Annotated in this window: 19 protein-coding genes and 1 tRNA gene; 19 read left to right on the top strand and 1 reads right to left on the bottom strand. The window is 52.3% G+C overall.

Annotated elements, in window-relative coordinates; genetic code table 11:
* Positions 1–17: 17 nt before the first annotated feature.
* From BLT02_RS03485 to BLT02_RS03395, 18 genes are all read left to right on the top strand, one after another.
* Positions 18–866 carry a hypothetical protein gene (locus BLT02_RS03485; RefSeq protein WP_092991608.1) on the top strand — a complete coding sequence of 283 codons (849 nt, stop codon included), beginning with the start codon at positions 18–20 and terminating at the stop codon, positions 864–866.
* 608 nt (positions 867–1,474) lie between these two features.
* Entirely contained in the window at positions 1,475–2,857 is a 1,383-nt protein-coding gene (locus BLT02_RS03480; RefSeq protein WP_092991606.1) for an IS1380 family transposase, read from the top strand.
* A 210-nt stretch (positions 2,858–3,067) separates the two neighbouring features.
* Positions 3,068–4,552, top strand: a complete 1,485-nt coding sequence (locus tag BLT02_RS03475) for a DUF2828 family protein (protein WP_092991604.1) — start codon at positions 3,068–3,070, stop codon at positions 4,550–4,552.
* Positions 4,553–4,671: 119 nt separating this feature from the next.
* Positions 4,672–5,166, top strand: coding sequence for a ribonuclease H-like YkuK family protein (locus BLT02_RS03470; protein ID WP_092991602.1), 495 nt, complete (start codon positions 4,672–4,674; stop codon positions 5,164–5,166).
* A 52-nt stretch (positions 5,167–5,218) separates the two neighbouring features.
* Complete coding sequence (locus tag BLT02_RS16750; RefSeq protein ID WP_139187400.1) at positions 5,219–5,425, top strand: hypothetical protein; 207 nt, start codon at positions 5,219–5,221, stop codon at positions 5,423–5,425.
* A 412-nt stretch (positions 5,426–5,837) separates the two neighbouring features.
* Positions 5,838–6,272 carry a Fur family transcriptional regulator gene (locus BLT02_RS03465; protein WP_092991600.1) on the top strand — a complete coding sequence of 145 codons (435 nt, stop codon included), beginning with the start codon at positions 5,838–5,840 and terminating at the stop codon, positions 6,270–6,272.
* 281 nt (positions 6,273–6,553) lie between these two features.
* Positions 6,554–7,843 carry a metal ABC transporter substrate-binding protein gene (locus BLT02_RS17690; protein WP_242869688.1) on the top strand — a complete coding sequence of 430 codons (1,290 nt, stop codon included), beginning with the start codon at positions 6,554–6,556 and terminating at the stop codon, positions 7,841–7,843.
* A 57-nt stretch (positions 7,844–7,900) separates the two neighbouring features.
* A complete protein-coding gene (locus BLT02_RS18180; protein WP_092991596.1) occupies positions 7,901–8,980 on the top strand; it encodes a metal ABC transporter ATP-binding protein in 1,080 nt (359 codons plus the stop codon).
* A 3-nt stretch (positions 8,981–8,983) separates the two neighbouring features.
* Complete coding sequence (locus BLT02_RS03450; protein ID WP_175453669.1) at positions 8,984–9,805, top strand: metal ABC transporter permease; 822 nt, start codon at positions 8,984–8,986, stop codon at positions 9,803–9,805.
* A 68-nt stretch (positions 9,806–9,873) separates the two neighbouring features.
* Positions 9,874–11,592, top strand: a complete 1,719-nt coding sequence (locus BLT02_RS03445) for a hypothetical protein (protein ID WP_092991594.1) — start codon at positions 9,874–9,876, stop codon at positions 11,590–11,592.
* Between the two features lie 229 nt (positions 11,593–11,821).
* The gene (locus BLT02_RS03440; protein ID WP_092991592.1) at positions 11,822–12,052 is read left to right on the top strand and encodes a DUF1858 domain-containing protein; all 231 of its coding nucleotides are present in this window, start codon (positions 11,822–11,824) and stop codon (positions 12,050–12,052) included.
* A gap of 509 nt (positions 12,053–12,561) precedes the next feature.
* Positions 12,562–13,518, top strand: coding sequence for a lactate/malate family dehydrogenase (locus tag BLT02_RS03435; RefSeq protein ID WP_092991591.1), 957 nt, complete (start codon positions 12,562–12,564; stop codon positions 13,516–13,518).
* 468 nt (positions 13,519–13,986) lie between these two features.
* Positions 13,987–15,159 carry an NAD(P)-dependent malic enzyme gene (locus BLT02_RS03425; RefSeq protein WP_092991587.1) on the top strand — a complete coding sequence of 391 codons (1,173 nt, stop codon included), beginning with the start codon at positions 13,987–13,989 and terminating at the stop codon, positions 15,157–15,159.
* 229 nt (positions 15,160–15,388) lie between these two features.
* Complete coding sequence (locus BLT02_RS03420) at positions 15,389–16,417, top strand: DUF2232 domain-containing protein (RefSeq protein ID WP_092991585.1); 1,029 nt, start codon at positions 15,389–15,391, stop codon at positions 16,415–16,417.
* Between the two features lie 87 nt (positions 16,418–16,504).
* Positions 16,505–17,428, top strand: a complete 924-nt coding sequence (locus tag BLT02_RS03415) for a carbon-nitrogen hydrolase family protein (RefSeq protein ID WP_092991583.1) — start codon at positions 16,505–16,507, stop codon at positions 17,426–17,428.
* A gap of 131 nt (positions 17,429–17,559) precedes the next feature.
* Positions 17,560–18,963: an MATE family efflux transporter gene (locus BLT02_RS03410; RefSeq protein WP_092991581.1), complete on the top strand. Its 1,404-nt coding sequence runs from the start codon at positions 17,560–17,562 to the stop codon at positions 18,961–18,963.
* Positions 18,964–19,221: 258 nt separating this feature from the next.
* The gene (locus tag BLT02_RS03400; protein WP_092991577.1) at positions 19,222–20,334 is read left to right on the top strand and encodes a metallophosphoesterase family protein; all 1,113 of its coding nucleotides are present in this window, start codon (positions 19,222–19,224) and stop codon (positions 20,332–20,334) included.
* Positions 20,335–20,524: 190 nt separating this feature from the next.
* Complete coding sequence (locus BLT02_RS03395; RefSeq protein WP_092991575.1) at positions 20,525–22,990, top strand: ATP-binding protein; 2,466 nt, start codon at positions 20,525–20,527, stop codon at positions 22,988–22,990.
* Between the two features lie 206 nt (positions 22,991–23,196).
* Here BLT02_RS03395 and BLT02_RS03390 read toward each other — a convergent pair whose 3' ends face one another.
* Positions 23,197–23,787, bottom strand: a complete 591-nt coding sequence (locus tag BLT02_RS03390) for a hypothetical protein (protein WP_092991573.1) — start codon at positions 23,785–23,787, stop codon at positions 23,197–23,199.
* 589 nt (positions 23,788–24,376) lie between these two features.
* Between BLT02_RS03390 and BLT02_RS03385 the strand changes: the two genes are divergently transcribed.
* Positions 24,377–24,464 (top strand) — tRNA-Ser (locus tag BLT02_RS03385).
* Positions 24,465–24,765 lie beyond the last annotated feature (301 nt).

Raw genomic sequence — 24,765 nt, 5'->3', positions numbered from 1 at the left:
AAAAGGAGAGCATTTTAATGAAAAAGAAAGTAGTGGCATTGATGCTGACCTTCGCTCTGGCAGCTGCTATAGCAGGCTGCGGAGGCGGTTCCAGTGCTTCAAAAGAACCTGCAAAAGGCGGTGAGGCAGCACAAGAGGACGAGACTCCTGGTAATACAGATCAACCCTCTGCCGAAAACCAGGATAAGTCGCTGGGCACCGGGTACAATGAGCTCGCACCCCTGATGACCTATGGGGAATTTGCGGCGGCTCAGGCCGGCAGCCCTGTTACGATCGAGAGTTATGTTCAGGTAAAGAATGCTTTTGATGAGCAGAAGTCTGCCGTGACACTGTATGCTCAGGACGAGGAAGGCGCATACCTGATCTGTGATCTGCCGATCACTCAGGAACAGTACGACACTCTTGAGGCCGGACAGAAGATCAGGGTCAGCGGAGATAAAAATGAAGAAGCCGGGGAGGTCAGGATCGTGAATGCAACCGGCATGATCGCGGACGGCAGTTATGCCCCCGAGGTGGACGATGCGTCTGACCTGCTCGGAAAGGATGACCTTGCCGCCTATAAAAACCATATAGTATCCTTCAAAGGCCTGAAAGCCGTGGATACCGAAGATGCGGGCGGCGACCTCCTGCGCTTCTTCTACGGCCCCGACGGGAACGGGGATCCGGGAGATGACCTCTATTTCAGCGCGGAAAAAGATGGTACAGTCTATCTGTTTAAAGTGGAATCTGACCTTTGCGGAGAAGGGACAGATATCTATGACAAAGTGACCTATGTCGAAGAAGATGCTGTCATTGACCTTGAAGGCGTTATTTATGATACAGAGGAAGGGCTTCCTCTGATCACAGATATGGCGATTCTGGAGTAAAAAGTCAAAAAATCGTTAAACCCGGGCGTTCGCTCAAAGAACGCAAGACTCGCGAGCGAGTCTTGAATTTACGAACTGCAAAAATGTCTTGAAGCCGGCTTCATGTACCGAATAATATCCTGAGACCGGTCTCATGAACCGCAAGAACATCCCGAAGCCGGTCACACAAACCACCGGTCTTTCATACCGGGAAGTACCAAAAATCAGGGCAGTCAATGCCTTGCAGTTTTTTCCATATAGCATTATCACAAAATACCACCCCGCCGGAGTTTTCCGGCGGGGTTTTTTACCGAAGTCCGATACTGCTTAATACCAGCGCTGTTTTATTCCATCATTAATATGCTTTACACCAGCTTTTTTATACCAGCAGTAGTATGCTTTATACCCATGGTTGAATGACAGCACCGGACAGAGGCTTTATTCTTATAAAGGTAATCTTATAAAAGTAATTCCTGAATCCGTGAAGTTGATTCTTTCAAAGGCTCGTAAAAGCCCATAGTTACAGTGTTTATCGTATGTTTTTGTCTAAGATAGCCATTCACCTGTCAGGTGAATGTATCGCATGGTAAAATAGACTTATCAAAACTTTTTCTGTGAGGTCATTTACCATGAATAATAATCGCCGGATCACGCTGAACACCAAAAAGAACATTGTCGTTGAATTCACTGATGAACGCATCATTCCTGCCGGTGGTCTGGCTGTTGTCGGTGCGATCCTCGGTAAAAGCGATTTTATTAAAAAGCTCAATCGGATGGATGTCACAGCCAATCGTTCACAGCACCAGATCAAGAATGGTGATATTGTCCTGACCTACCTGGGCATGCTGTGTATGGGCAAGCCTTATTTCGAAGCAGTACATGAGATGGACGATGACAGGGACTTTTATAAAGCCGCCCTTGGCATTACCCGCTCCATCCCTTCTGAGGAAACTCTGCGCCAGCGTATGGATGATATCGGCGATTCGCTCCGCAAAACTATCCTGGAAGAGAATGTCGATATGCTCCTGGCAAACAGGATACAGCCGACACCCCTTCCCAACGGTCTGATACCCGTGGATATTGACGTAACCCCCATGGACAATTCAAAGTCCAAAAAGGAAGGCGTTTCAAGAACCTATAAAGGGTTTGACGGTTATGCGCCCATGATGGCCTATATCGGTACGGAAGGATACGCCATTAATTTCGAGCTCCGCGAAGGAAAGCAGCATTGCCAGAACGGCACTGTAGAATTCCTTCAGGAGACGGTAGAACTATGCCGCAGGCTGACCGATAAGCCCCTGCTGGTACGTCTGGATTCCGGAAATGATTCCATTGACAATGTTGCCGTCCTTATAGACGCAGGCTGTTTCTTCATCATCAAAAGAAATCTCCGCCGTGAAAGCAGGGACGGCTGGTTTGAGATGGCGAAGCAGTACTGCCAGGATATCAGCAGCCCGCGGGACGGGAAAACCGTATACATCGGCAGCGATTGGAAGACAGCTTCCAGCAAGCGCTTCGACCGGGATTTCACACTTCGCGCCGGATACGAGATTACGGAACGTACCATTGACAAATATGGGCAGTTCAACCTCGTTCCGGAAGTAGAAGTTGAGACCTGGTGGACCAACCTGGGCGATCCGGACAGGGAGATCATCAAACTGTACCATGCCCACGGGGAATGCGAGCAGTTTCACAGTGAAGTGAAGACCGACATGGATCTGGAACGGCTTCCCTCCGGAAAGTTCGCAACGAATGCCCTCATTCTTGAATTAGGGATGATTGCATACAATATTCTCCGCATGATCGGCCAGCATACGATAGGCGGAAGAACGCCCCGCCAAAAACGCGATGTCAGGCGACGCAGGTTACGTACAGTTATAGGCAACCTTATTATGATGGCAAGCCATATAACGACCCATGCCCGCCAATTGATTATGGGTCTGGGCAGGAGTAATACCTGGCGGCACACATTTGCAGATATCTGCCAGAAATATGCCGTAGCCACCATATGACAGATCAATCATTCTTTAGAGCCTTATTTCGTGTACCCATTTTTGACCCGATCAACGCGTTACATATAGTTTTCGCTATTGGGAAACCATTGGTAAGCACGATTTATTATTAAACCAGCTTGCAATAGGCAAGTTGGTTATCAAAAATGATGAACTTCACGGATTCAGGTAATTTTTAAAAAGAAATCTGAAAAGAAAGGAGGAGAGGCTATGAATTTTGCACAGGCAGCAAGAAATGACAGCGTGTTCACACGCACAGAAAACGGGGCAGTCGCCCTGAATACGACCGGAGACGCAAGGCTCGATCTGTTCGGCACGATCGGATCTCTCCGCGGCGCGGAAACCGTAAGGATCGAGCGACTCTTCTCCGAAGCGTACAAGGTGGATCCGCTTTTTGCCGCCAAGATCGCTTTCTATGCCCGTGATGTCAGGGGCGGCCTGGGTGAGCGGCAGACCTTCCGCACGATTATCCGCTACATGGCGCAGAGACATCCGGAAGCACTTCGTCCCAACCTTGATCTGATCGGTGTATACGGCCGTTACGATGACCTCTACTGCCTGGTCGGAACCCGGCTGGAAAGTGAAATGTGGGAGGCCATGAAGGCGCAGTTTGAGGAGGATCGTCGGAATCTGGAGGCAGGAAATGCCGTATCTCTTCTGGCAAAGTGGATCAAGACCGCAGACGCTTCCTCCGCAGCGACCAGAAAGCTTGGTATCCTGACCGCACAGAAGCTGGGATACTCCGTTTACGAGTTCAAGCGCATCGTGCGTGCCCTGCGCAGAAAGATCGGAGTCATTGAGACACTGATGTCTGCCGGACACTGGGATGAGATCCGCTATCCGGAGGTCCCTTCCAGGGCTATGATGATCTACCGCAAGGCTTTCCTCAGACATGACGGAGAGCGATACGGGCAGTTTATCAACAGAGCGGCCGCCGGTGAAGAGAAGATCCACGCGGATACACTGTATCCTTACGACATCGTGGAAAAGGTTATGCCCCGTTACCCCGGCTTCAGAGTTTCCTCCGCAGCCGTGATCGAAGATCCCGCCCTTGAGGCCCAGTGGCGCCAGCTCCCTGATTATGTTGAGCCGGGGACAAATGCCCTCGTCATTGCCGACACGTCCGGTTCCATGAGCGGCAGACCTCTGGCATCTTCTGTAGGCCTTGCGGTCTACTTCGCCGAGCGCAACCACGGCGCTTACCACAACATGTTTATGTCCTTTTCCGGCACATCCCGGATCCAGATGATCCGCGGTGAGACCCTGGCTCAGAAGATCAACAGCATCAACATGAGCGACTGGGAGAACAACACGAATCTCCAGGCGGCTTTTAAGCACGTGCTCAGAATCGCCCTGCTCAACCACGTTCCCCAGGATGTGATGCCCAAGTCTCTGATCGTCATTTCTGATATGGAGATCGACTACTGCGGAGACCGCAGCTGGACCTTCTATGAGCAGATGGAGAGACTGTACCGGATCAACGGATATCAGATCCCCAACCTTATTTTCTGGAACGTAGCCAGCCGTCACGACATATTCCACGCGGATAAGAGCCGCAGGGGAGTCCAGCTTGCCAGCGGACAGTCTGCTGCCGTTTTCCGCCAGATCATGCAGACAGTCGGCATGAATCCTGTAGAAGCAATGGAAAAAATCATAAATTCTGAACGATATGAAGCCATCACGGTGGCTGGATAAGTGCTGAGTTCGCACCCGCCGGTGGAAAGAGGACAGGCTGAAGAGCCTTCCCTTCTCCGGCGGCGGGAGCGAAATAAGCCCTTCCTGCTGCCGTGAGGCAGTCAGGAGGGAGGCACGAGATGTTCAAGAGTCCTACTTACGGGAAGCTGCACATCGAGCAGATTCCCGACAAAATCCTGACTTTTTACCTGGATCACACAAAATATGACGCACCTGTCCACATCATCGTGGGCACGGATTCCCAGAACTTTGACGACACAAAGATAGTGTCGGTCGTTGCTGTGATCTGCGAGGGCCACGGCGGTATGTTCTTTTATGAGATCACGCGCCGTGCCCTGATCAGGGATGTCAGGACCAAGCTCCACACTGAGACCAACGACAGCCTGAAGGTTGCCGAGACCCTGGTCGAAATCATGGAGAATGACAAGAAATACGAAGAGATGTATCTCAACTGCCCGATCGCCATCCACGTGGATGCGGGCAACAGCAGAAACGGAAAGACCAGAGAACTGATCCCCGAGCTGGTCGGCTGGATCAGGGCCTGCGGCTATGACTGCAGCGTCAAACCTGACAGCTTTGTGGCCAGCACCATCGCCGACAGGATTTCCAAGTAGGGAAAATGCTCCCGGATTTCCCGGCATATCAAGTCCCCGGTCAGACTGGCGATTGTTAGTCAGACGGGAATTTGCTGAACAGATATTAGCTGATTTAATTGCAGAAGGATATTCCGGAACTAAATTGCTGGATGAGTTTAAAACCAGGCAGGCAAAAATCAGACCTGCAATTGAAGCTTTGCTTGAAGATGCAAGGGAAGCAGCACTGGGAAAAGGAGAATACTCCACTTATGATGATGTTTTCGGGCCGGAGGATTGATCATGAGGAAACTGACCAGGGAGAAAAATCTGCGTTTCCTTCCGCCGGCTTCGAAGTATCTGAAAAAGCTGTTATAAGTCACACCTGACCAGGAGCAATAACTTGATCAGCTAAGAAATCCGGGACATGTTAATTGGCATGTCCCGGATTTCTGTATGTAAGACTGTGAGCTGCTCCTGTTACGTTAATATTCACTCAGGAGTTCGATCTCATCCATGCGCATAAGTGTCCTGTCTGAAAGGGGTTTATTTTGTGCACTAATCCTCCAGTTCCGGTCATCCTTTACTTCAGTAGATTTTTGTCTGAATAATTTGCTTCTTGACTACGGCAGGAAGGCACAGGTATAATGCTCAAGTGCGAAAATGATAATCATTTTCAAAATGACGATTTTTAATGAAATTGGAGAAATAAAATGGCTGTAAAGGCAGTGACGCATTACAGGACAAAAAACAGAGAAGCACTTCTGGCCTATCTCCGGAGCAGGGAAGGCGAGCATGTGACAGTCAGCGAAATCCATGACCACTTCCGCCAGACCGGCAGCTCCATGGGAGTTGCCACGATTTACCGCCAGCTCGAACAGCTTGTGAGCGAAGGCCAGATGCGAAAATATGTTGTGGAGAGCAGCAGTGCGGCCTGCTTTGAATACATCGGTGCCCGCCAGGGCTGCGCCCGCTTCATCCACTGTAAATGCGGTAAGTGCGGAAAGATCCTTCACATAGACCAGAGCGAGATCCAGGACATGACCCGCCTTCTGGAAGAACGCAGCGGATTCAGAATGGACAGTGCCCAGACAGTTTTGTACGGCGTGTGCGGAGACTGCAGAGCAGACCAGGAGAAGGGCTTCTGATCCGGTCTTTAGCCGCAGTACGCCATACAGAAAACGAAGGTAATGCAGATAATGCAGGTACTGCAGACAAGTCATGGAATATATCTTATTCTGAGACATTCTTGAAAATTCTGAGACATTCTTGAAAATTCCGGGAAATAAAAATCCGCAGACTGGTGGATTCAGCCAGCATAGGGAAAACTGATGAGATGAAAATAATAAAACTAATTACGGGAAGAAGACCCCGATCCGCATTTTTTCTGCCGATACCACCGATACCACCGGCGTTACCGATACTGCCGGTGCTCCTTCTGCTCCCGATCCTGCTTTTCTCCGGGTGCTCCGGGCAGGAGAGCACAGGAGCCGGGAATCAGGGAACTTCTGCGAGACCTGTCGGTTCAGCAGGGGCGGCCAGGGCAGAAGAAAACCGCATTGAGGAGCAGCCTGGGAACCGCATGCAGATCGTTGCCACGATTTTTCCCCAATATGATTTTGCGAGACAGATTGTGGGGGATTATGCGGATGTATATATGCTCCTGAAACCCGGCGAAGAGATACATTCTTATGAACCGACTCCGCAGGACATCAAAATGATCCAGAACAGCGATCTGTTTATTTATACCGGAGGCGAAAACGACGTCTGGGTTGAAAATATACTGTCTTCTCTGGGCGATGAAGGCCCCCGTTCAGTCCGGCTTCTGGATCTTGTAGAAACCAGCTCGGAAGTGCATCTGGAAGGAATGATGGCAGAAAAAGGGGACCACGACCACGCCGGCGAATCCGACGACCATGCGGACGACCACGATCATGATGACCACGCTGGCGAATCCGACGACCATGCGGACGACCACGATCATGATGACCACGATGGCGAATCCGACGATCATGCGGAAGACCATGGCCATAACCACTTCGAAGAGGAACCCGATGAACACGTCTGGACCTCTCCGGAAAACTGCGTCATCCTGATCGAAAAACTGACAGATATTATCTGCGGGACAGACCCTTCCCATGAAGAGGCATATCGCAGAAACGGAGACACATACAGATCAGCATTTGAACAGCTGGACCGGGAGTATCGCCAAATGGCTGATTCTGCCGCCCGCCGGACGATCCTTTTCGGGGACAGGTTTCCTTTTCTGTATCTGGCCCGGGAACTGGACCTGACCTGTTATGCGGCTTTTTCCGGCTGCTCCGCCGAATCGGAGCCGAGCGCCGCGACCATAGCGTTTCTGATCGATAAGGCAGTAGAAGAAAAACTGCCGGTAGTCTTTAAGATCGAGTTTTCCAACGGAAATATAGCTTCGGCTGTCAGTGAGGCCGCGGAGAAAAAGCTTCGGAAGGAAGAGAAAACGTCCGGCAAAATCCCGGATCAGGGAGACACAGCCCCTGCGGCAGCGGAAGAAATGGATCCTCAGGGCAGCCTGCAAAACAGCCCGCAAAACAGCCCGCAGACCGGCGGGCAGACCAGGGTCAGGACCCTGCAGCTTCATTCCTGCCACAACGTGACAAGGGATGAAATGGCTTCCGGAGAGACCTGTCTGTCCCTGATGAATAAAAATCTTGAGGCTCTGCGCGAAGCACTGAACTGACCGGGTGGATACAGATCTGCACCGGGGTCATTGATTACGCGCAAAAGGGTATTTTTTATGAGTTTACTGAAATGCGAAAATCTATGCTTTTCCTATGACGGTATCACAGTGGTCAAGGACCTGAATTTCACGGTTGAAGAAGGAAACTATCTGTGCATTATCGGGGAGAACGGAGCCGGGAAAAGCACCCTCATCAAAGGACTGCTGAGACTGAAAAAGCCTTCCTCGGGGACTGTGGAAATGGGAGAGGGACTCAGGGCATCCGAGATCGGATACCTGCCTCAGCAGACGCAGATTCAGAAGGATTTTCCCGCCAGTGTGCGGGAGGTGGTGCTCTCCGGGTGTCTGAACCGGATGGGGCTGCGCCCTTTTTATTCCCGTGCGGAAAAAGAACGCGCCAGAGAGAACATGGAGGCGCTTGAGATCCTGGACCTGCAGGACCAGTGCTATCGGGACCTGTCCGGGGGGCAGCAGCAGCGCGTCCTGCTGGCGCGGGCTATGTGCGCAGCGCAGAAGCTCATCCTGCTGGACGAGCCCGTGTCGGGTCTCGATCCGGTCGCGACCCGGAGCCTGTATGCGCAGATCGCCCGTATCAATGAGCAGACAGGCATCACTGTCATCATGGTCTCCCACGATATCGATGCTTCTCTTCGCTATGCCACCCATATCCTGCATCTCGGGCAGGAGGGACAGCTGTTTTTCGGAACGCAGAAAGAGTACCGGCGCAGCGCTGTCTACCATGAGTTTCTGGGCGACCGCGCGGTGCCTATGTGGAAACACGATTTCCCCAACCGCTCAGGCAGTGCGGCGCCGAGGGAGACGGCGGAACCGACCCGGACAGAACAGCAGGTTATCATCCCGGTTGGCAAACGCAGGAAGAGCAGTTTGAAAAAGTTATTTGAAAAACCAGCCGTAAAAGCATCTGATAACGCAGCCAATAAAACAGTTGAAACTGTAACTGATAAAGCTGCCGATGAAACAGTCGAAACTGCACCTGATAAAACAAACGATAGAACAGTTGAAACTGCACCTGATAAAGTAACCGCTGAAACAGCCAAAACTGCATCTGTCAGAACAATCGCTGAAACAGCTGAAACAGCAGTTGATAAAAAAACCGCACCGGAAAAAGAGGACTGAACATTGTTATACCTGATCACAGAAATGTTTTCCTATCCATTTATGGTCCGCGCGCTCCTGGTCGGCGCGCTGATCGCCCTGTGCGCCGCGGTCCTGGGGGTCACTCTGGTTCTCAAGCGCTATTCGATGATCGGAGACGGCCTGTCCCATGTAGGGTTCGGGGCGCTTGCCATTGCCTCCGCGATGAACGCGGCCCCGCTTGTTATAGCGATTCCGGTGGTCGTCCTCGCCGCCTTTTTTCTACTGCGTCTGCGTGAGACCAGCCATGTCAGGGGGGATTCTGCCATCGCTCTGATCTCTACGGGGGCTCTGGCGGTAGGTGTGACTGTCGTATCCATGACAACCGGGATGAATACAGACGTGTATAATTACCTTTTTGGGAGTATACTGAGTATGTCCGGCAGTGACGTGTGGATCACAGTGGCAGTTTCGCTGGTCGTCCTGACTCTGTTTGTTTTCTTTTATCACAGGATCTTCGCAGTGACCTTTGATGAGAATTTTACACGGGCGACCGGTATTCCTGCGGGGACCTACAATTCCCTGATCGCGCTCCTGACAGCTCTTGTGATCGTGATCGGAATGCGCATGATGGGATCGCTCCTGATTTCCAGCCTGGTGGTTTTCCCTGCGATGACTTCCATGCGCCTGTGCAAAACTTTTCGAAGTGTCATGATCAGCGCGGCAGTGGTCTCAGTTGTCTGCCTCCTGCTTGGCCTGGTGATTTCGTATCTGTACGCGACACCCACGGGCGCAAGCATTGTTTTGTGCAATATGGCGGCATTTTTTATCTACTCGATAATTGCCAGGATCAAAGGTCTGGACTGAGGGCATAAAGGACTGGACTGAGGGCAGAACCGGGCTGAACTGAAGGAATTCAAATCATGGAGGGGATTATGAGCGGACAGAGAGAGGACAGAAAAGAGGGGACCCTGTCAAAGGTGATCGGGATCCTGATTCTGCTGGCCGGGGCTGCCGGAGTTTTTTATGCGGCTTACAAGGTGAGCTATGTTTCGGTCGACTACGGGATCCACGTGGGGATCGCCAGGGATCTGGACTGGAGCGATCCTGTCCGCATGCTCAGGGAGCACCCGGAGCCGGTATGGCACATCCTGGTGCACGCTTTGATGAATGTCACGGGATTTTCCGCTGAAAAAGCGGCGGGACTGGTGTCGGGAGGCCTGTGCGCCCTGACCTGCCTGCTGGCAGCCCATTTTCTGTACCATCCGGTGAGTATACGCGGACGGCGCCGGAAAAAAGCAAACGCAGGCTCCCTTATAGTTTCCGGGGAATCCACTGGAGTAACAGACGGATTATCCCAGTCAGATACCACATCCCGGTCAAACGTTTCGCCCCAGTCAGATATTACATCCCGGTCAGACCTTTCGCCCGAGTCAGATGCTCCATCCCGGTCAGACCTTTCGCCTGGACCAGAAATTTCATCCAGGTTAGACGAAGCCCCTTTGCCAGACGGGCTGTCCCAGTCAGATGTTTCATCCCGGTCAGACGTTTCGCCCGGGTCAGATGCCGCATCCCGGCCAAATGTTTCCCCCAGGTCAGACGACTCCTCCCTGCCCGGCGGTCCGTTGACCGCCACTGCAGAGATCGACGGGAGCTCCACCCTCTCTTCACAGCCCGCACTGGCCGGTCCTGTTTCGAAAGATGGAACTGCTGCCGCGGGAGCCGTGAAAAGCAAGGGGGCACGGACAGGCAGGATCACCGTTCTGGGTGCGGCCCTGGCCGCGACAGCGCTGAGCTTTGCCAGTGCCATCTATGTGCCCTGGTTTAATGCCAAACCATACCTCGGGCAGGGGTCTCCCAATCCCTGGCATAATCCGACGACCTTGATCGTCAGGCCGATCGGCCTTCTTATCGTCATGATTGTAATGGGAGAGTGCCTTCGCGTGCAGCGCGGGGGCTTCCGCAAAAAGAACGGCCTGCGGGTCTGGAAGGGAGTGCTGATCGCAGTCCTCTTGCTTCTTTCCAACCTTTCCAAGCCCAGTTTTGTACAGATTTTTTATCCCGCTATTTTCCTGCTGATGTTCCTCTGGCTCTTTGTTTACCGCGGACGCAATTTCCCGCTGGGCATGCAGCTCCTTGTCTGCTGCCTGCCGTCCTGCGCCCTGATGGGAGCCCAGTTCTTTTCCGCTTTTTACAGCGGTTCCAACAGCGACGCGGCCGGGGTGGTCTTTGCCCCTTTCAAGGTAGCGGGACTATATACGGATAATATCGCAGTCTCCACCCTGCTGGTGATAGCTTTCCCGCTCCTGACCTGCCTGTTCAGTATCTTCCGGCGCACCTTTGACTGGACGGATTTTTTTGCCTGGCTCATGCTTCTCGTCGGCATGGCGGAAAAATTCCTTCTTGCCGAGAGCGGATCCAGGATGACCCACGGCAATTTCAACTGGGGCTATATCCTGGGTCTGTACTTTATCTGGTTTTCCGGCATCCGGCTGTTTACCCTGTGGGCCCATTCCCTGAATGAGGGAGCAGGAGGCGTGAAGAAGGCAGTTTCAATAATGACCTTTTCCCTGTGCGGCGCAGTGCTGGGTCTGCACCTGCTGTCAGGAATCTACTATCTCTATTACCTTATTGTTCTGGGAAACGGGATCTGAGGCCGCCGGCCATGCGTAGATCAGCCCAGGAATTCCCGCGGCTCCCGGCCGGGACTTGACAGAAACGTATATAGACTGATAGAATTTCATTCGCGTATAGCGCTTTATATAAATAAGATCAGGCAGCCGGCCGATCAGGCAGGGGCAGCCGTCATCTTATTACTGACTGAATAATCTTACAAAATAGTGCCAGTTTACGTACAGAGTACAATTCCTGAGGAGGTTAACAATGGAAAACACAACAATGAATAAAGAACCCGTTACCGGTGATATGCTGATTGCCAACATCATCAAGAAATATCCCGATGCAACCTTCCTTCTGATGAACTGCGGCATGGGCTGTGTCAGCTGCCCCGCTTCTCAGATGGAATCCCTCGCCGAGGCCTGCGCGGTACACGGCCTGGACGCTGAGGAAGTTGCCAGATACCTCAATGTCGAGCTTGGCCTGATCGAGATCTGATTGTAATCTGATCTGCGGGCATGTCTGATATAAATAAGGATCTGGATAAGAATCCGGATAATAAGCAATGTAAATAAGTGATGTAAAAAGGAACCGGGGCTGCCCAGGTTCCTTTTTTCGGCCTTTTTTAAGTCCCCGGGCGGTAACAGCATCGTCTTTATGGCCTTCATTGCCGCCTCTTTCAGACAGGGGGGAGAAATGGCTTCACGCCATCTGGAATAACTCTGAAATAACTCAGGAACAGACAGTGAAATCATCAGAAAATGGATTATTTTTCACAAAAAATATAGGAAATCTGCGTTTGTATTATGCTATTTCACTAAAATTTGCTATAATAAAATATACACAGTCACTGTACACATTCCATAGAAACTGTAGATTGTAACTATACCTGGGTATATACCGGCAGCAGGGCGCTCCGGTGGAAAATCTGTGCTATGGCGGCATGCCCGGGATGCATGCTGTCCCTGTGATTCATTCGAATGAGAATGCAAGGAGGATCAGATACGATGGCAGTAAATAATAGGAAAGTGGCAATTGTCGGATGCGGCCGTTCCGGATCGGCTGTGAGCTTTGCGCTGATGCAGAGCGGATTATTTTCAGAGATGGTCCTGATCGATTCCCTTGCAGGGAGAGCGGACCGGGTGGCTCTGGATCTTGCCTACGGAATCTCTTTTACAAAATCCATGAACATCTACGCGGGCGGATACGATGATCTGGCCGATGCCGGCATTGTCATACTGGCGGCCGGTGAGCCCAGGCTCAAGACCGATTCCCGCATGGAGTTCATCCGCAAAAATGTCAATGTTTTTGAATCGATCATTCCGGAGGTCGCAAAGCGCAACACCGAGGCGATTTTCCTGGTCGTCACAAATCCTAACGATATCCTGACCTATTCCACACTGAAATATATCGAGATCCCCGAAAGCCGTATTATGGGTATCGGTACCATTCTGGATACGGCTCGTGTCAAATATCTCCTGGGCAAAAAACTCAACGTGGATGCCCGCAATGTGCATGCCTTTATCGTAGGTGAGCATGGACGGTCCGAGGTCCCGATCTGGTCCAGCGCCCGCGTGTCCGGTGTGCCGCTCCGCGAATTTTTCGAGATGCGCGGCTATCAGGACCCCGATGATTTCCTGAAAGAGATCATAAAGGATGTGCGCAAGGATGCCGGTGAGCTCAGTGGAAGAAAAGACAGCACTTTCTACGGCGTTGCCATGGCTACCCGCAGGGTCTGCGAGGCGATCGTCCGCGACGAGAAGGCAGTGCTTTCTGTCTCGTCCCTGATGTACGGCGCCTTTGATATCGATGGCATTGCCCTTTCCATGCCTGCTGTAGTAGGAGCGGATGGTGTCGAGTGCCTGGTCCCTGTAGCCATGAATGAAGATGAGCTGGATGAGATCCGCAAATCTGCCGCGACGGTCAGATCCATCGCGGACGACGTCCTGGGCGAAGCCAGATAATCCTCTGGAAAAACCTGTTCCTGTATCTGGCAGAAGGATCCCGCAGAAAACGCACAGGAATTTACTGGAGATGAGATAATTATTTTAAAAATGACAGCTTCCGGCCGGGGATGATCAGTGCCCCGTCGGAAGCTGTTGGTTTTTTCTGCTCCGCCAGAAACCGACAATTTTTTTGTCCGGATGAAAGCTCCTGATTTCTGCTCTGCCAGAAACCGACAATTTTTTTGTCCGGATGAAAGCTCTTGATTTCTGTTCTGTCAGAAACCGACAATTTTTCTGTCCGAATGAATACTCCTGACTTCTGCACCTCCGGAAGCCACTGGTTTTTTCTTTACCAGTCAGAAAATAGGTGCTATATTCATAAGAGTTTTTGAGAATGATCATTTTTGAGAATGATGTTTCAGGGATGATTGTTTTGAACAATGATTTTTATGAAAGATTTTTATTAATATCAGAGAGGAGAACAGGATGGATTATACTCAGGTTGCATTGGAAAAGCATAAAGAGTGGAGAGGCAAGATCGAGACTGCGCTGCGGACAAACGTGGACAGCGCGGATGCCCTGAGCATTGCCTATACGCCGGGAGTCGCGGCGCCCTGCCTGGAGATTCAGAAGGATGTGGATAAATCCTATATCTATACGAGACGCTGGAATACGGTTGCAGTCGTGACAGACGGCACGGCGATCCTGGGGCTCGGAGACATCGGTCCGGAAGCGGGCATGCCCGTCATGGAGGGCAAATGCGTGCTGCTCAAGGCTTTCGGCGATGTGGATGCCGTCCCCCTCTGCATCCGCTCGAAAGATGTGGACACGATCGTGGACACAGTAGCCCTTCTGGCGGGATCTTTCGGCGGCATCAACCTGGAGGATATTTCCGCGCCCCGCTGTTTTGAAATAGAAAGAAAACTGAAAGAAAGATGCGATATCCCGATCTTCCACGATGACCAGCACGGCACGGCAGTGACCATGCTGGCCGCCCTGATCAATGCTCTCAAGGTCGTGGGCAAAAAGATCGAGGACATCAGTATCGTTACCTCCGGCGCTGGAGCTGCGGGAATCGCCATCATCCGCCTCCTCATGGCCATGGGCCTCAAAAATGTCATCCTGACTGACCGCAAGGGAGCGATCTATGAAGGCCGTGACGGACTTAATCCCATCAAGGAAGAGATGGCAAAGATCACAAACCTTGAGCGCAGAGCCGGGTCCCTCGCTGATGTCATAAAGGGAGCGGATGTCTTCATCGGCGTCTCCGCGCCCGGTATGCTGACGCAGGACATGGTCCGCTCCATGGCAAAGGACCCCATCGTTTTTGCCTGCGCCAATCCTGTCCCGGAGATCTATCCCGACGAGGCAAAAGCTGCCGGCGCCGCTGTCATCGCCACAGGACGCTCCGATTATCCCAACCAGGTCAACAACGTTCTGTGCTTCCCCGGCATCTTCCGCGCGGCGATGGATGTGCGCGCCTCTGATATCAATGATGCCATGAAGATCGCAGCGGCAAAAGCAATCGCAGGTCTTGTTACAGAGGATAAACTCTGTGCCGAATACATCCTCCCCACGGCATTTGATCCCCGCCTCAAGGACGCCGTCGCAGCGGCAGTGGCACAGGCGGCCAGAGACAGCGGAGTGGCCAGGATCTGAACCCTCAGTGTACCTTGAAAGACAGAGGGCTGCGTGAATGCCTGCCTGCGCAGCAAGCGGAGAACTAACTGCCCGGGCAATTGTCTGTGCAGAAAACAAAAGCTTACTGAATAGCTGTCTGTGTAAAATAGCTGTCTGTATAAAAAAATACCAGACCCGCCAGATACAGAAGGAAAACAAATAAAGACCTATAAGAAACCTATAAGAACCTGTAAGAAACCTAAAAAATATGAATGAAAACACACAAAAACTAACCTTTGGAGCGCTGCTCGTCGCTGTTTTCGGCGTCCTGCTGCTTCTGAACCGTCAGACGGGAGGAATGCTCGAGGGGACTTTTCTCTTCCTGTTTCCGATCCCCATGGTCGCTTTTTCCGCGAAATACGGATGGAAGGACAGCATTCCGGTCTTTGTCTGCACAGTTTTGATCTCGATTTTCTGCGGAATTTTTACTTCGGCCTTTTATGCGGCTTCCCAGTCCTTCATCGGTGTTGTTTACGGGAGCTGCCTGCATGCAAAGCGGGACAGCACAAAGACAATGCTTTTGGTGATGGTGCTGAGTACGATCTCAAATCTGCTGAGCAGCGTTGTCCTGGCTTCCCTGTTCGGGATCGATCTCCAGGATGACCTCAATGCCATGCAGACCGCGATGAGAGAGGCCTTTGACCGTGTGAGCGCTATGGGAGGAGGGATTCCCGAGGAGCAGAGACAGGCAATGGAAATGCTTCTCAAACCGGATACCCTGATGCGCATGTTTATCATTTCCATGATTTTTATGGGCATCGTGGAGGGCTTCGTCGTCTGCCAGCTGAGTCTCATCATCCTGCGCAGGCTCCGTTTCCCCATCCAGAAGCCCGCTCCGGTCCATTCCTTTTATCCGCCCCGCTGGTCAGGTGCCGCGGCATTTATCTTTTACCTGTTTGGAAACTCAACGCTTGCCATGCCCCAGATGACGGGCAGACAGGAGATCATGAGGGTCGTCGGACAGGTGGGGAGCCTGTGCGCCTACATGTATCTGGTCTGTTTCGGCTATATTGCGGTACTGTTTCTGCTCCGCGCCTTCGGACCCAGGTCCCGCCTCGTGAACAGCATCCTGACTATCGTTCTGCTTTTTGTGATCCCGCCCCTTTTCATGCTCCTCGGCTTTGCCTATATCTCGCTCAGCTTTCACGACTGGGTCGTGGGAAAGGTGATGGAACGTGTCGCGAAGGAACAGAAGGAAAAAGCTCTTATGGACAGGCAGATGGACAGAAGGATGTGATGGCTGTAAGCCTTTTCCTAAGCCTTTTCCTGAAAATGTCCGGAATTGTTCCCCGGAGAGAAATGATTTTCCGCAGGAGGAAACCCTATGAAGATCAAAGCAGCCATTCTGCAGACAAAGGTTTTTGCGGACAAGGAAAAAAATATCCGCCAGCTGGAGGACATTCTTTCTTCCGGCCGCACGGAAGGAGCGGATCTTGTGACGCTTCCGGAGATGTTTGCCTGTCCCTATGAGACAAAAAACTTCCCGCTCTATGCGGAACCGGAGGGCGGTCCCACCTGGCAGGCACTCTCCGCGCTGGCGGCAGAATACGGGATCTATCTGAGCGCGGGGAGCATACCGGAATCAGTAAAACGGGAAGCCGGCGGTTCTGAGTCTGCGGAAAGAGGAGAGAACATCCCGGAGTCTTCAGAACCGGCGAAACAGGTGAAACCGGCTGAGCCGGCGGGAAAGGCAGACCTCGTCTACAACACCGCTTATGTATTCGGCCGGGACGGCAGGCAGATCGGCAAACACCGCAAGGCCCATATGTTTGATATCCAGGTCTCGGGTGGTCAGTGCTTCAGAGAGTCTGATACCCTGACGCCCGGGAACCAGATCGGTTGTTTTGACACTGAATTCTGCCGCGTCGGCCTGTGCGTGTGCTATGATTTCCGTTTTCCCGAGACAGCCAGGCTCATGGCCCAGGACGGGGCAAAAGTGATCCTTGTCCCTGCGGCTTTTAATATGACGACCGGACCCGCCCACTGGGAGCTCATGTTCCGCCAGCGGGCAGTCGAGAGCCAGTGCTATGTCATCGGCACCGCGCCCGCCCGCGATCCCGGGAGTTCTTATATTTCCTGGGGACACTCCATCGTGGTCGATCCCTGGGGAACTGTCATGATGCAGATGGAGGAGAAAGAAGATGTCCGCATCGTGGAAATTGATCTGGACTATCTTGAGAAAGTGCGCAGAGAGCTTCCCCTCCTCGCCCACCGCAGGACAGACCTCTATGAACTGCGGAGGCTGTAAACCGGATGATAAACAAAGGCAGACTAAAGGCAAACGAAAAGAAACGGAGATCACCTTTGACTTTTACTCGTCTGGCGGAGCCGGGCTCCCCCGGCATGCCCGATGAATAAGGACCCCAAGAGGAATGGAAAATGAATCAGAAGGAGCTAAAACAGTATGAAAAGCTGGTTCTGACACCAGTGGAGCGGCTGATTCCGTCTCTGGCAGTGCCTACCGTCATCAGTATGATGGTCACGATGATCTACAACCTGGTGGATGCTTTTTTTGTGGGAAAACTGGGAACCAGTGCGAGCGCCGCCATCGGCATCGTGCTCGGCGTCCAGTCCATCATCCAGGCCTTCGGCTTCATGCTCGGCCACGGCTCCGGAAGTCTGATCAGTATTCATCTCGGAAAGGGGGAGAAGGAGACGGCGGACAGACTGCTGTCCACTGCCTTTTTTACAGCCCTGGTTTTCAGCCTTGTCCTGAGTGCGGTCTGCTTCCTCTCTTTGACTCCGCTGATGCGCCTGATGGGCAGCACGGATACGATCCTTCCTTTCTCAAAAAATTACGCCGCCTATATCCTCGTTTCCGGCCCGGCCCTGATGTGCAGCTGTGTCCTCAATAATGTCATGCGCTATGAGGGAAAGGCTGCCCTGGCCATGATCGGCCTGGTGTCTGGCGGCGTCCTGAACATGATCGGCGACCCCATCCTTATGTTCGGCCTGGGGCTGGGGATCGATGGAGCCGGTCTGTCTACAGCGATCTCCCAGTATATCAGCTTCGGGATCCTCCTGTTCATATTTATGAGCAACAAAACGATCACCTGCATTTCCCTGTGGAAGGTCACAAAAGACCCCGGGGAGCTGGCGGAAATCCTCAGAGTGGGCTTCCCCAGCCTGATCCGCCAGATGCTGAGCAGTATTTCCACCATGACCCTCAACAACTGTGCCATGCCCTACGGAGACGCGGCGATCGCTGCGATGGCCATTGTGGGCCGCATCACCATGTTCATCGGCTCTGCCATGATCGGGATCGGCCAGGGACTTCAGCCTGTGTCAGCCTATAATTACGGCGCGAAAAAATATGCCCGGGTACGCAAAGCCTTCTTTTTCACCCTGCGCCTGGGCCTTATGATCCTGGGGACCCTGAGTGTGCTGGGAGCGATCTCACCGGGGCCTGTCGTCCATATTTTCCGCGACGATCCCCGTGTCGTGGAGATCGGAGCCCTGGCTCTGCGCTTTCAGTGCGCGGCGGTCTTCTTTCTGCCCTTCAGCGTGTGTGCCAGCATGATGTTCCAGAGTGTCGGAAAAAGCCGGGAGGCCTCCTTTATGGCAACCCTCAGGAGCGGCCTGTGCTACATCCCCCTTCTGATCATCCTGCCGCGCTTCATCGGCCTGCTCGGAATACAGAGTGCCCAGATGTGGTCCGACATGCTGACCTGCCTTCTCTGTGCGCCCCTTGTCATAAAGTTTTTCAGAGAACTTCCCGGAGAAGACCAGGAGACCGGGCTGGACAGAAGGTACCAGCAGTCACAGCGCGGCCGGGAACTATAAGAGACTGAAAAAACAGATTGAAATCAGACTGAAAAAACATAGTGAAAAACATAGTGAAAAACAGCTTGAAAAACAGTCTGAAAAACGGCCTCTGCAGACGCAGTCCGGCCGGTATAAAAGTTCAATAAGACTGCCCGCAATATACTGTCCGCTATTTTCAATATACTGTCCGCTGTTTTAGAGAAGAAAAAGAAGAAAAAGAAGAAAACCATACCTGCGTCCAAATTTCGCCGCAGGTTCAGGAGGAGCTGCTGATCCATGAAACTGATCCACTGTGCAGACCTGCATCTGGATTCCAGGTTGAACACACACTTGGGCCGGGAACAGGCCAAGCGCCGCCGCGATGAGCTGCTGCGCAATTTTGAGCGCCTCGCCGGGTATGCGGAGGAAAACGGGGTGGAAGCCGTCCTCATCGCCGGAGATCTTTTCGACAGGGATATGGTTTCCGCTCTTGCGAGAAGCACGGTTTTGTCCGTGATCGCCGCCCATCCGCAGATCCGGTTTTATTATCTGCGGGGAAATCACGACAAGGGAGATTATACAGACAGCAGCAGACCCCGTAACCTGTTTCTGTTCGGGAACCGCTGGAAATCCTGGCAGGAGGGGGCAAATGGACGGATCATGATCACCGGTATAGAACTGACCCGGGAAAACCTTTCCCATGCTCTGTCCGCCCTTCGCTTGGAACCCGGCCTGTTCAATATCGTAATGCTGCATGGGCAGGAGACGGGAGGAACCGTAGCCGCGGCTTCCGGCCATTCCGCGTACGCAGTCCCCATCAGCATCCGTGCTCTGCAGGGAAAAGGGATAGATTATCTCGCTTTGGGCCATGTTCATTCCTATAAATACGCGAAACTGGACAGCCGCGGCGTATATTGCTATCCAGGCTGTCTGGAGGGACGGGGGTTTGACGAAAGCGGACCACATGGCTTCGTGCTTTTGGACATCGATGAAAAGAAACTCCGGTTCAGTGCCCGCTTTGTCCCTTTTGCCCGGAGGACCCTGTATGCAGTCGATGTTGATGTGACAGGATGCCGCTCGACAGCCCAGATCAATGACCTGATCAGAGACGCGCTCCAGTCGAAGGCATGTACAGAAAAGGACATGGTGGACATAACGATCCGGGGAGAACTGGACGTCGACTGCGAGGTGGATCCGGACTACCTTCGAACAGACCTGGAGGCGCGCTGCTTTTTTGCCAGACTCCACGATGAGACGACTTTCAGGATCGACGCGGAAGACTATCTCCACGACGAATCCCTGCGCGGGGAGTTCGTCCGCCTGGTCATGGCAGACGATTCCATTCCTGAGGAGGAAAAAACAGAAGTCATCCGCTGCGGATTCCAGGCAATGGACGGAGAAAAACTTTGAGGACAGGCTTTTAGAGAAACGCAGAGAAACCCGGAAAACACAGAGAGACCCGAAAACGCAGAGAAACCCGGAAAACACAGAGAGACCCGGAAAAACATAGAGAACCCCAGAGAAACCCCGGAAAAACCCCAGAAAACCCCAGAAAATCCCAGAGAACCCCAGAGACAACCCAGGAAAACATAGAAAAACAATGAAACTGATCTCGTGCCATATAGAAAATTTCGGACGACTGCACCGACTTGACTGCAGCTTTTCCGATGGTCTGAATATGATCTGCCGGGAGAACGGGTGGGGAAAGAGTACTTTCGCCGCCTTTTTGTGCGCAATGCTCTACGGACTTCCTGCAGCCAGGAAAAAAAGCCCGGAGGATAATGAGCGGCACAGGTACAGACCCTGGCAGGGCGGGGCGTACGGCGGCCGCCTCACTTTCGAGGCCTATGGAAAGAGATATGAGATCACCAGGATGTTCGGCAGCCGCGAATCGGAGGACGAATTTGAGCTGCGGGATCTGGATACCAACATCCCATGCTTTGATTATTCGACAGGAATCGGGGAGGAGCTTTTCTGCATGGACAGAGACTCCTTTGTCAGAACTGTCTACACACGCCAGCAGGACTGTGTCACTGCAGCAACCGATGACATCAATGCCCTGATCGGGAATCTGACAGATACAGCAGGGGATATGGGCTGTTATGAGGATGCCATGAAGCGCCTGCATGAAGCTGCAAACAGACTTTCCCCGAAGCGGCAGACCGGGAGCATTCGCAGAAGAGAGGAAGAGATCAAAAGGCTCGAGAGAGAGGCTTCCGCCAGTGAGGAAATACGGGAACAGACCAGAAAATTCTCAGAACGGCACCAGGGCGCTCTCCGGGAGGCAGCGTCTTTGGAAGCGGAGCTCCGGGACCTCGAGGCTCAAATGGAAAGGATCCGGCAGAAGGAAGAAAATGCCCGTCTGAAAGCGGAGAAAGAATCTGCCGCAGCGGGAGAGCGTCAGATCAGAGACCGGCTCCTCAGGACGCTGGAACAGCGCAGAGAGAAGGCCGCCCGGGCGGCATCCCTCTTTCCGGGCCGGATCCTCTCCCGGGAAGAAGTGGAGGAATGCCTGAAAAAATGCAGGCAGATGGAGCGCCTCGAGGACCGCATGGAGGACATGATGCTCAGCGAGGAGGAACAGAACAGGCTGACTGAGCTCGAGGAGATCTGCGAGAACAGCGGAGGACCGGACAGACCGGACGGCTTCGCGGAAGGACTGGACAGATCGGACAGCTTCGCGGAAGGACCTGACAGACGGGACGGCTTTGCGGAGGGACCGGACAGAGCGGACAGCTTCGCGGAAGGACCTGAAAAGGAACTTCGCGGAACAATGGCCGCTGTTGTCTTTGCAGCAGTGGGAGCAGTGCTTTTGCTTTCGGGAATCGCGGTTCTGGTCTTTGCTCCACATTCTCCCGGGGAATTCCCTGCGTTCAGGCTTGCCGGAGCACTCATTGCAGCCGCAGGCCTCCTGTCGGCAGCCGGGGCGGCTGACCTGTTTTACAGAAAATCTTTTTCAAGGCATAGTTCAAAACACGTTTCAAGGCTTTTTTCAGATTGTGCTTCAGAACCCGGCCGGAATCCGGCCGGCTGCCGGACTGAAGCTTTATCTTCCGGGGATAATATTGAGCGGGAGTACAGAATTCTGCTTGAAAAAGAAAGAAAGCTGGAAGAGCTCCATGCGAAGTGGGCGGAAGCCCGCAGACCTGTCGCTGCTTTCCTGCTTGAAGCAGGAGTTCCCCAAAAAGAAATTTCCCCGGAAGAGGATTTGAGAACACAGCTGGAATTCCTGCGCGAAGCCGCGGATGATTATGAGGATGCCTGTTCCCTTGTCAGGGAGGCAGAGGAGGACCTGCGCGGATTTGAGGAGGAACTGGCGGCAAAGACATGTCGGCAGAACCAGGATCAGGAACAACCAGAAGAACAGGATTGGCCAGGAGAACCGAATTGGCCAAGAGAGCAAGATTGGTCAGGAGAACAGGATTGGCCAAGAGAGCAGGATCGGCCGGGAAATTATGTGCTCCCGGGAGATTCTGCGGAGATGCGCGCCAGGGCTGACAGAATCCACGCAAAGCTTTTGAAAAGCAGAGAAGCGGCAGCGGAATACAGCCATGTACTGGAAGAACTGAGGACAGAGCAGGAGGAGCAGGAGACAGCCCTGCAGAGACTGTCCGCCCTGAAGAAAAAGCAGGAAGAAGACCGCGCAAAATACAGCCGGGTCACCAGAGCAGCTGTCCTTCTGCAAAAGGCCAGAGAAGCAATGACCGCGCGCTATGCAGACCCGATCCGCGAGAGCTTTTCCGGATACTGGGAGATGATCACCGGATTATCTTCAGAAGGCATCCGGGTAGATGCCAATGCAGCTGTCACCGTGGAAGAAATGGGCAGACAGCGCGACACAGCCCTTCTCAGCGCCGGATACAGAGATCTCGCAGGCCTGTGCCTTCGCTTTGCCCTGGCCGACGCTATGTATCAGGGCTGGCAGAGAGAATGCCCTCCCCTTATCCTGGATGATCCCTTTACCAACTTCGACGACGCAAAAACTGCCGGTGCCCTGCAGCTTTTACAGGAAGCCGCCGGAAAATACCAGATCATCTATTTTACCTGCAGCAGTTCCCGCTGCTGATCCGGCAGGATTGTTCCACAAAACTTCTTTACGCTTGTATCCCACGTCTGAAGCCACGGGTATTGCGCGATGAAGAATAAAACGGCCGATGCAATTGCTCTGGGCAGCTGCATCGGCCGTTTGGCTTCAGTCCGATATAAATCGAAATAAATTATCACAAAAATATGGTGGAAATATCTTTGCTAATGAAGCTAATGAAGGCGGGATTACTCGATTTCGATATAGCCCTCATGCTCAATGCCTTCGCCGGCAAGCCAGTAAGTAACTTTATACCAGCTGGAATTTTCCACGCGCTCAACGATATTCAGGATATCGCCGGGATTTGCGAAGTACTGGATATTGGCATCGTTCTCTTCAGGAGAGGAATAGACGTTTCCGCCGAAACGGACTTCGTACTGGGAGCCGTTTGCGGGAACGACCTTCTCGGTTTCGTCTGCAGCAACCTCGCCGGTAACAGCAGCATCTGCAGCTTCAGCAGCCTCTGCCTCGGTCTCGTCGGTGTACTCTTCGGCTACAGCCGCGACTGCAGTATCAGCAGCTTCAACAGCCTCAGCAGCGGCAGCGTCGATCGCGGTTGTGGCTTCTACAGCATCGGCCTCGACAGTCTCTTCGACTGCTTCAACGATATCTTCCTCGGTCTCCTCAGGAGCATCCTCGGTAACAACAGTCTCAACGGCGCCTGCATCAGGAGCATCTGCTGCAGCAGCATCACCGCCGTCATCCTTTTTGCCGCAGCCGGCGAAAACGGTTACAGCGAGTGCGGAAATCAACAGGTATGTGACTAATTTCTTCTTCATAAAAACCTCCGAAACGAATTGTAATACTTGTGAATGGTAATGTGAATGGTTAAATGCGCAGGCTGTCCGATGTTCTCTGATGCGCCCGTTTCTATCAAGTGTTCCTAATGCTACTTGTTACTTATTTTAATAATTACTTTAAATAATTATTGCTATTCCTGGTCCCTGCGGCAGAGATGCCGGAGATCTGCGGGAATAAAACGGGATAAAAGGCGGCCTGAAAATAACATTATGACCGCACCGCAGAGCATGAACTCCGAACGACAGATACATTGTACCATCATTACAGAAAACATTACAGAAAAAATGTATCTATTTTTGATATTATTTATAGCTGATTATAAATAAGAATGCAAGCGTAAGAACAAAAAATAGACCTGCTAAACACTGAAAAATACACTGGTGATTCTACAGGGTACAGTTTATGAAGCTCTGGATAAAAACCTGTCGAGGAGCCTGAAAAAAGCCTGGCAAAAAACCTGAAAAAACTTGTTGACAAACAGAATGACCATTGATATATTAGTATATGCCCTTTGAAAAACGGGGGCTTGATAAAAATAAAACGGAAGCAAGAAGTTCAGACGTACTTGGAGAAATACTCAAGAGGCTGAAGAGGCGCCCCTGCTAAGGGTGTAGGTCGGGAAACCGGCGCGCGGGTTCAAATCCCGCTTTCTCCGCTCAAAGAAATGAAATGAGCCATCCAAGCTAACCGAACGGTTCGTTTCATTTTTTTGTTCCCCAAATCACAGCAAGAAATGCCGCTGAAAAAACTTTTAAAAAATTTTTAAAAAAGTTGTTGACAGAAGCGAAAAGCTGTGGTAAGTTATAGAAGTTGTCGCGCAAGACAAAAGCGCGGCAGCAAAACAAAAACGGGGACCTGCCCTGCAGGCTCCGGAACACATTTCCAACCTTATATGAGAACAAGACAGAAATGCAACCCTGAATATATTCCTTATATTTAGAAGGTCATTAACGACC

This window comes from Sarcina sp. DSM 11001, assembly GCF_900101015.1.
Classification (GTDB): Bacteria; Bacillota; Clostridia; order Lachnospirales; family Lachnospiraceae; genus CAG-791.
The sequence above is the reverse complement of the archived record's forward strand: the minus strand, read 5'-3'. Positions and strand labels throughout refer to the sequence as shown.